5 protein-coding genes and 1 pseudogene are annotated in these 7,629 nt (G+C 66.6%); 2 read left to right on the top strand and 4 right to left on the bottom strand.

Features of this window, described 5'->3' with window-relative positions:
• Positions 1-122: pseudogene (locus B5F23_RS09995) on the top strand (thymidylate synthase); the annotation flags it as partial.
• Between the two features lie 259 nt (positions 123-381).
• The gene (locus B5F23_RS07085; protein ID WP_206392314.1) at positions 382-879 is read left to right on the top strand and encodes a dihydrofolate reductase; all 498 of its coding nucleotides are present in this window, start codon (positions 382-384) and stop codon (positions 877-879) included.
• 200 nt (positions 880-1,079) lie between these two features.
• Here B5F23_RS07085 and B5F23_RS07080 read toward each other — a convergent pair whose 3' ends face one another.
• The 4 genes from B5F23_RS07080 to B5F23_RS07065 form a co-directional block, all read right to left on the bottom strand.
• Positions 1,080-1,733 carry a hypothetical protein gene (locus B5F23_RS07080; RefSeq protein ID WP_087353154.1) on the bottom strand — a complete coding sequence of 218 codons (654 nt, stop codon included), beginning with the start codon at positions 1,731-1,733 and terminating at the stop codon, positions 1,080-1,082.
• A gap of 162 nt (positions 1,734-1,895) precedes the next feature.
• Complete coding sequence (locus tag B5F23_RS07075; RefSeq protein ID WP_087353152.1) at positions 1,896-2,669, bottom strand: phosphotransferase family protein; 774 nt, start codon at positions 2,667-2,669, stop codon at positions 1,896-1,898.
• Positions 2,670-2,708: 39 nt separating this feature from the next.
• Complete coding sequence (gene adhE, locus B5F23_RS07070; protein WP_087353150.1) at positions 2,709-5,330, bottom strand: bifunctional acetaldehyde-CoA/alcohol dehydrogenase; 2,622 nt, start codon at positions 5,328-5,330, stop codon at positions 2,709-2,711.
• Positions 5,331-5,518: 188 nt separating this feature from the next.
• Positions 5,519-7,384: a PTS mannitol transporter subunit IICBA gene (locus tag B5F23_RS07065; RefSeq protein ID WP_087353148.1), complete on the bottom strand. Its 1,866-nt coding sequence runs from the start codon at positions 7,382-7,384 to the stop codon at positions 5,519-5,521.
• Positions 7,385-7,629 lie beyond the last annotated feature (245 nt).

Below are 7,629 nucleotides of genomic sequence, written 5' to 3'. Positions count from 1 at the left end.
CCGCCCCCACCGTCCGCCTCAACCCCGAGGTCACGAACTTCTACGACTTCACGACCGACGACCTCGTCGTCGAGAACTACGAGCACGGCCCGCAGGTAAAGAACATCCCCATCGCCGTCTAGCCCGCGGTTTGACCTGCGGGGAGGCGAGAGGGGCCTTGCCCCGGCGCTCAGACAGTCCTCTTCGCACGGACAGGCCACAGGCCTGTCCGGCTCATGCGGAACTGCGCGCGGAACAACACGCCCTTCTCGCTTCGACCTGCAACGACAGGCCCGGCACATTGTCCCGCGCGCAGTTCTGCAGCCGGGCGTCCTGCGCCCGGCGAAGCTGTCTGAGCACGGGGCAATGTGCCGGGCCCTTACTTACAGAGAGGAAAGAGACATGACTTGCAGGCTGAACGCGATCGTTGCGGTGTGCGACGACTGGGGCATCGGGCTCGACGGCGGCATGGTGGTCGAGAACCGCGAGGACATGCGGCACTTCGTCGCCTGCACGACGGGCCACGCGGTCCTCATGGGACGCCGCACGCTCGAGAGCTTCCCCGGCGGCCGTCCGCTCAAGAACCGCCGCAACGTGGTGCTCACGCGCGACGCGACGTTCGAGCGCGAGGGCGTTGAGGTGGTCCACGCCATCGACGAGGCACTTCTCGCCGTGGAGGGCGAGGACGAGGCGTGGGTCATCGGCGGCGGCGAGGTCTACCGCCAACTGCTGCCCCGCTGCGAGCGCGTCGTGGTCACCAGGAACCACTGCGTGCGTCCGTGCGACACCCGCTTCCCCGACCTCGACGCGGACCCGGTCTGGCGCGTCGAGGAGGTGCGCGAGGGCGGCGTCACGCCCGAAGGCGTTGCCTTCGACTTCGTGACATACGTGCGCGCCTAGACGCCTGCGAGCCACGCGCCTGCGACGGACAGCTGCGCACGGCCTCGCGATTGTCAGTGATTTTCTGAGGACGCCCTAAGTATCACCTGCAAGGTGCCATTTTCTGACCTGCAGTTTTCTCTCGGCTGACCTGGTTGCTACACGCAGACGCGATAAAACCACTGACAAACGCCTGAGAAGCCCCCTCAGACAACCCAAGCTCACTCAGCGGCGGACGAAAGCCCCGCAATCACGTCAGACCCGCCGTAGAGGGCCGAGAAGAACTCCGCGTTGCCGCTCACGCTCGGGACCCACCCACCGTCATCCCCCCTCGTGAGCGGGAGCGAGACCGTGGTCGTGACGGGGCTCTCGTTGGCGTCGAGGTGGGCGTAGACCCTCTCGACCAGGTACGAGAAGAGCGCCGCGCGCCCTCCCGCGGCATAGGCGTCCTGTGCCTCGGACGTCTCCGCGTAGGCCGCGAAGTCCGCTCCGGCGGCGGACACGGCAGAGGAGAGGCTCGCGTTGGTCACGGTCAGCGACACGCTCGCGGAGTCCCCGTCCGTGCTTGCCTCCCCCACCTCGAAGGAGAAGTTGCCAAAGCAGTGGCGGTGCCAGGCGTCCGCGTCGACTCCGTAGCGGACGAGCGCCTCCATCGTCGCGGCGTCGCCGAAGTCCGCAGCGGGCCAGCCCCCGTCCCCGGACTCGTTGCCGCCCTCGTCCGGGTCGGGCACGACGTAGCTCTCGAGCAGCTCGGTCGCGACGTCGCGAGCCCGGTCGGCGTCCGACCTGAACGCGCCGAGCGCGAAGGCCGCGGCCAGCGCGGCCACGACCACGACGGCGGCCCCCGCAACGATCAGCGTCCGCTTGTCTCGCATGTCTCTCCCCTTCCGCAGCGTCAATGCCCCCTAGCTTATCCCATTCGCGCCCGCGCGTCAGGGAGCCACGCGAGCAGGGCGCGCCGACCATCCCCGGCGCGCACGAGAAGGGCCCGCCAGCGCGCGGCTGACGGGCCCCGAAGGCGCTTGGGCTAGCTTGCGCTAGTCGATGTCGAGCGCGACGTCGACCTGGCTGCGGAGGAACTCCTCGGCGTCCTTGCGGCCGCGGGAGAGCTCGGCGGCGGCCATGACGGGCACCCAGTAGTGGACCTTCTGCTTAGCGACGTCGGCCTTCTTGGAGAAGAGGTCGAGGTAGGCCTCGGCGTGGCCGGGGTGGTACATCTTGAAGAGGATGTAGGTCATCGCGGCGTCGGCCTCGGGAAGGCCACGGGTCACGTGGGTCCAGTCGCAGGCGTAGAGCGTGCCGTCCTCGGCGACGATCACGTTGGACGGGTTGAAGTCGCAGTGGCAGATGCTGTGGCCCGGCGCCATGCGGTCGGTCCTCATCTGCAGGTCGTAGCGCACCGACGGGTCGAGGTCGGGCGTCTTGCCGACCATGCCGGCGATCTTGGTCTTCTGGTCCTTGAGGAGCTCCGGGGCGGGCGTGCCCTGGATCTCGATCTGGAAGTCCACGAACTGCTCGAGCAGGCGGTCATACTCGTCAGTGCCCTCGGCCGCGTCCATGAGCGAGCGCATGGTGACGCCGGCCACGTACTCCGTGGAGAGGGCCCAGGCGCCGTCGGCGACCTGGGAGACCTCGAGCACGCGCGGGACGCGGACGCCGGCCTCGGTGACGCGGGCAATGTTGAGCGCCTCGTTGAAGACGTCGGACGCCGGCTTGGTGGCCTTGAACACCTTCACGATGCGGTCGCCGTCGACGTAGACGACCTTGTTGTGACGCTCGACGATGGCCTGCTTGTTCTCAGAGAGTTCCATTGCTGCCTCCTTCTGGGCAACGAGAAGAACCTGTGCGGACTAGTCCTCGTAGGAGGTCGCCTCGCGGCCGTAGAAGGCGTCGAGGTAGAGCTCCTTGATCTCGGACACGAGCGGGTAGCGCGGGTTGGCGCCGGTGCACTGGTCGTTGAAGGCGTTCTCGGACATCTCGTCGATGGTGGCGAGGAAGTCCTCCTCGGTCACGCCGAAGCCGGCGATCGTCTCGGGCACGCCCACATGCGCCTTGAGCTCCTCGATGCGGGCGACGAAGTTCTCGAACACCTCGCGGTCGTCCTTGCCGGTGATGCCGCAGAAGCGACCGGCCTCGGCGTAGCGCGCGAGCGTCTTGGGGTGGTCGTACTGCGGGAAGGTGCCCATCTTGACCGGGCGCTCGGCCGCGTTGTAGCGCATGACGCGCGTCAGGATGACGGCGTTGGCCAGGCCGTGGGCAATGTGGTGGTAGGCGCCGAGCTTGTGGGCCATCGAGTGGTTGACGCCGAGGAAGGCGTTGGCGAAGGCCATGCCGGCGAGGCAGGACGCGTTGGCCATGTGGTCGCGGGCCTCGACGTCGGTGCCGTCGTCATAGGCGCGCTCGAGGTACTCGAGGACGAGCTTCATGGCGCGAAGCGCGAGGCCGTCGGTGTAGTCGGAGGACATCACGGAGACGTAGGCCTCGAGGGCGTGCGTGAGCACGTCGACGCCGGAGGCGGCGGTCAGGCCCTTGGGCTGGGTCATCATGTTGTCGGTGTCGACGATGGCCATGTTCGGCAGGAGCTGGTAGTCGGCGATCGGCCACTTGGTGCCGGTGTTGGCGTCGGTGATGATCGAGAACGGCGTCACCTCGGAGCCGGTGCCGGAGGAGGTGGGGATGGCCACGAAGAAGGCCTTCTGGCCCATCTCCGGGAAGGTGTAGACGCGCTTGCGGATGTCCATGAAGTCCATGGCCATGTCCTCGAACTTGGCCTCGGGGTGCTCGTACATCATCCACATGATCTTGCCGGCGTCCATGGCGGAGCCGCCGCCGATGGCGATGATGCAGTCGGGCTCGAAGGCCTTGAGCTGCTCGAGGCCCTTCTCGCAGTCCTGGAGCTTGGGGTCAGGCGAGATGGACCAGAAGCTGGAGTAGACGATGCCCTGCTCGTCCAGGGACTCCTCGATCTTCTTGGTGAAGCCGCTCTTGTAGAGGAAGGAGTCGGTGACGATGAAGGCGCGCTTCTTGCCGTAGACCTCGGAGAGCTCGCGCAGGGCCACGGGCATGCAGCCCTTCTTGAAGAAGACCTTCTCGGGAACACGGAACCACAGCATGTTCTCACGCCTCTCTGCGACGGACTTGATGTTGAGCAGGTGCTGGGGGCCGACGTTGCCGGAGACGGAGTTGCCGCCCCAGGAGCCGCAGCCGAGGGTGAGCGACGGGGCCATCTTGAAGTTGTAGATGTCGCCGATGCCGCCCTGGGCAGCCGGGGTGTTGATGAGGATGCGGCAGGTCTTCATGCGCTTGGCGTGCTCTGCCATCTTCTCGGTCTCGCGCGTGTCGATGAACAGCGAGCTCGTGTGGCCGTAGCCGCCGTCGGCGATGAGGCGCTCGGCCTTGGAGAGCGCGTCCTCCCAGTCGGAGGCGCGGTACATGCCGAGGATGGTGGTCAGCTTCTCGTGGGCCCAGGGCTCGGAGGGCTCGACGGACTCGACCTCGCCGATGAGGACCTTGGTGCTGGCGGGGACCTCCACGCCTGCGGCCTCGGCGATCTTGGGCGCGGGCTGGCCGACCATCTTGGCGTTCACGCCGCCGTTGACGATGACGGTGTTGCCGACCTTGGCGATCTCCTCGCCCTGCAGGAAGTAGCAGCCGCGCTTCTGGAACTCGGCCTTCACGGCGTCATAGATCTTGTCGAGCACGATGACGTTCTGCTCGGTGGCGCAGATCATGCCGTTGTCGAAGGTCTTGGAGTGGATGATGGAGTTCACGGAGAGCTCGACGTCGGCGGTGTCGTCGATGATGGCGGGGTTGTTGCCCGGGCCGACGCCCAGGGCCGGCTTGCCGGAGGAGTACGCGGCGTTGACCATGCCCGGGCCGCCGGTGGCGAGGATGATGTCGGCGGAGCGCATGAGCTCGGCGGTCATGTCGAGCGAGGGCACGTCGATCCAGTCGATGATGCCCTTGGGGCAGCCGGCGGCCTCGGCGGCGTCACGCACGATGCGGGCGGCCTCGGCGGTGCACTTCTTGGCGCGCGGGTGCGGGGAGATGAGGATGGCGTTGCGCGTCTTCAGGCAGATGAGCGTCTTGAAGATGGCGGTGGAGGTGGGGTTGGTCGTCGGGATGACGGCGGCGACGAGGCCGAGGGGCTCGGCGACCTGCTTGTAGCCGAAGGCCTTGTCGTCGGAGATGACGTCGCAGGTCCTCATGTTCTTGTACTTGTTGTAGATGTACTCGGAGGCGTAGTGGTTCTTGATGACCTTGTCCTCCATGATGCCGTAGCCGGTCTCCTCGACGGCCATCTTGGCCAGCGGGATGCGGGCCTTGTTGGCGGCCATCGCGGCCTCGTAGAAGATCTTGTCCACCTGCTCCTGGGTGAACTTGGCGAACTCAGCCTGCGCGGCGCGCATCTGCTTGATGCGTTCCTGCAGCGCCTCGACGCTGTCAATCGTGGTCTGAACATTGTCTGCCATGCGTTCCTCCTATTACTCGGGCCGCACGCTCGACGCGTCGGGCGCGCGGTCGTACAAAGGACAGGGTGAAGCGGTCTGGCTTGGCCACACGTCTGCATCCCCTGAAGTATAGCATCACATCCGCCGGGCGCCCGGGCGAGACGCTCCCGCCCGGGCGCGGGGACGGACCGCCGCGGATGCGGGCCGGGCTAGGCGCGGCCGGAGAGCACGCGGACGACCCAGTCGACGTCGTCGGTGGTCTTCATCTTCTCGAGCACGGCCTCGTCCTCGAGGATCCGGCAGATGTTGGCCAGCACCTCGAGGTGCTCCTCCCCCCTACCCGCGATGCCAAAGACCAGCTGGGCGCGCTCGCCGTCGAAGTCGACCCCCTCGGGGTACTGCTGGAGCACGACGCCCGTGCGCACGACGCTGTCCTTCGCCTCGTTGGTGCCGTGCGGGATCGCGATCCCCATGCCGATGTAGACGCTCGTGAGGCGGTCGCGCTCGACCATGGCGTCGACGTAGGGCTCGCCCACGCAGCCGCGCGCGACGAGCAGCGCGCCGGAGTCGCGGATGCAGCGCTCGCGGTCCACCGGCGCCAGCCCGAGCACGACGTCGTCCGCGCAGATCGAGAGGCTCGGGCGCTCCTGGTCGGCGGGCTCGGGCGCCGGGGCGGGCGTGGTCTCGATGAGCTGGGCCGCGTGGCTGATCTTGGTGAGCGCGTCGTAGAGCGCGTCGAGCGCGGGGTCGTCGAGGAAGTTGTCGATGGTCACGATCTGCGCGCTCGGGGCGCTCTTGCGGGCGCGCTCGGAGAGCACGCGCTGGCACACCACGATGTCGGCGTCGGCGGGGACGCTGTCCACGCTCGAGTGCTCCACGGTGAGGTCGGGCCGCTCCGCCTTGACGCGGTTGCGGAAGCGCGTGGCGCCCATGGCCGATGAGCCCATGCCCGCGTCGCAGGCAAAGACTATCTTGCCGCCCTCGGTGTCGGAGATGACGGCCGCCTCGGCGGTGCCCTTCATCTCGCGCATCTGCTGGCTCGCCTGGTCGATGTCGGCCACGGCCATGGAGCGCACGAGCGGCACGGCGATCACGAACGAGACCGCGGCGGCGATGGCCACGCCGATGATGTTGGTGAGCATGTACTCGGAGGGCGTCATCGAGAGGAAGGCGATGATCGAGCCGGGCGAGGCCGCCGAGGTGAGCCCGGCGCCGGTGAAGCTGAACCAGGCGATGGCGCACATGTTGCCCACGATCGGCGCGATGATGACCTTGGGGTTCATGAGCACGTACGGGAAGTAGATCTCGTGGATGCCGCCGAGGAAGTGGATGATCACCGCGCCGGGGGCGGACTGACGCGTCTTCTTGTCCCTGCAGAAGAAGCAGTACGCGAGGAGCACGCCGAGCCCGGGGCCGGGGTTCGCCTCGAGCATGTACATGATCGAGCGGCCGGTCTCCTGGGCCTGGGCGATGCCGATCGGCGTGAAGATGCCGTGGTTGATCGCGTTGTTGAGGAAGAGCACCTTGGCGGGCTCGATGAAGATGGCGAGCAGCGGCATGAGGCTGTACTGGATGAGGATCGAGACGCCGCCCATGAGCACGCTCAGGATGGTGGTCATGACCGGGCCGATGGCCACGTAGCCGAGCATCGAGAGCAGCATGCCGACGATGCCCACGGAGAAGTTGTCGACGAGCATCTCGAAGCCCGCGGGGGTGTGCCCCTCCATGAGGCGGTCAAAGGTCTTGATGACCCAGCCCGCGAAGGGGCCCATGACCATGGCGCCCATGAGCATCGTGGTGTCGGGGGCTCCGGCGATGCAGCCGATGACCGCGATGGCGCCGACGATGCGCCCGCGGTCGCCGCCGGTGAGGTAGCCGCCCTGGGCGGCGATGAGCACGGGGATGAGGTAGCTCAGCATGGGGGTGGCGATGCTCGCGAACTGCTCGTTGGGCAGCCACCCGGTGTCGATGAACAGTGCCGTGAGAAAGCCCCAGGCGATGAACGCCCCGATGTTGGGCATGACCATGCCGCTCAGGAACTTTCCGAACCGAGAGAGACCATCGCGAACCGACATAGGTCCCTCCTTCCCTGAGGCCCGTCGCAACGGGCCGACGCGTTGAACAGTGTGGGCGCTCGCGCACCCGTGACTTTTGTTTCAACGGTTCTGATTCTAAACTTTTGTTTCGATAGCGCGAGAAGAACGTGGCACTTGGCGCTAAATGGTGCAGTTTTAGCGGTAAGCGGTTGCGTTAGCTCGATTTTGACTTTTGGTTTGACAGCTCAAGACTTGTTGTTATGCTGATAATCGACTTTTGTTTC

Origin of the sequence: Olsenella sp. An188 (assembly GCF_002160255.1) — a bacterium.
Taxonomy (GTDB): Bacteria; Actinomycetota; Coriobacteriia; order Coriobacteriales; family Atopobiaceae; genus Thermophilibacter; species Thermophilibacter avistercoris.
This window is presented reverse-complemented; position numbering and strand designations above follow the sequence as displayed.